Annotated in this window: 2 rRNA genes; both read left to right on the top strand. The window is 40.5% G+C overall.

Going from position 1 to position 865, the window contains the following annotated elements:
• Window positions 1-217, top strand: a 23S ribosomal RNA gene (locus tag L1D22_RS22200); the annotation flags it as partial.
• Between the two features lie 151 nt (window positions 218-368).
• Window positions 369-484 (top strand): 5S ribosomal RNA (gene rrf, locus L1D22_RS22195).
• Window positions 485-865: the final 381 nt, after the last annotated feature.

The raw sequence follows: 865 nt of genomic DNA, 5'->3' as shown, positions 1-865 counted from the left end.
GTTCGGGTTGTCATGCCAATGGCATTGCCCGGTAGCTAAGTTCGGAATCGATAACCGCTGAAAGCATCTAAGCGGGAAGCGAGCCCTGAGATGAGTTTTCCCTGACGCTTTAAGCGTCCTAAAGGGTTGTTCAAGACTAGAACGTTGATAGGCAGGGTGTGTAAGTGCTGCGAGGCATTGAGCTAACCTGTACTAATTGCCCGTGAGGCTTAACCATACAACACCCAAGGGGTTTTGTGGACTCAAAGAAATACYAAACGCTTGAATGAGTTTGAAGAGAAACTTTTATAGCTCTATTAAATAGAGAAGCAGCTTTCCAGATTATTTTGCCTTCAGTTTTTAAAAGCTGAAAGTAAAAGCAAAATTTGCTTGGCGACCATAGCATTGTGGACCCACCTGATTCCATGCCGAACTCAGAAGTGAAACACAATAGCGCCGATGGTAGTGTGGGGCTTCCCCATGTGAGAGTAGGACATCGCCAGGCTTTAAATTCGACTTTGTCTACTAAGTAGACAAGTCACCATAGAGTTCTAAGTTTTCTTAGTATTTTATGTTGACTTTCAAAGTAGAAAGCGTATTATACGCGTCCTGCTTAAGTGCTAAGGCACTGAAAGCAAAGCTCTTTAACAATTTAAACCTATCAATCTGTGTGGGCACTCGTTGATGAATATCAAAACGTTATTACTTAGGTAATGACAGTTACTTCGGTAACACAATGATTTCAATGAACTGAGTGACCAATACAAATAACTACTTTCTTTATAGAGAGAGAGGTTATTTGGCACAGTCAATTCATTACCATTCTGTTCCTATTTATTTAAGAAGAGAGGGGTAATAGCTTTAGAATTACATGTTTCTGTTCTTT

The sequence above is a fragment of the Vibrio sp. Isolate34 genome, assembly GCF_022397915.1.
Classification (GTDB): Bacteria; Pseudomonadota; Gammaproteobacteria; order Enterobacterales; family Vibrionaceae; genus Vibrio.
Note: the sequence above shows the minus strand (reverse complement) of the source record. Positions and strands in the feature narration are given on the sequence as shown.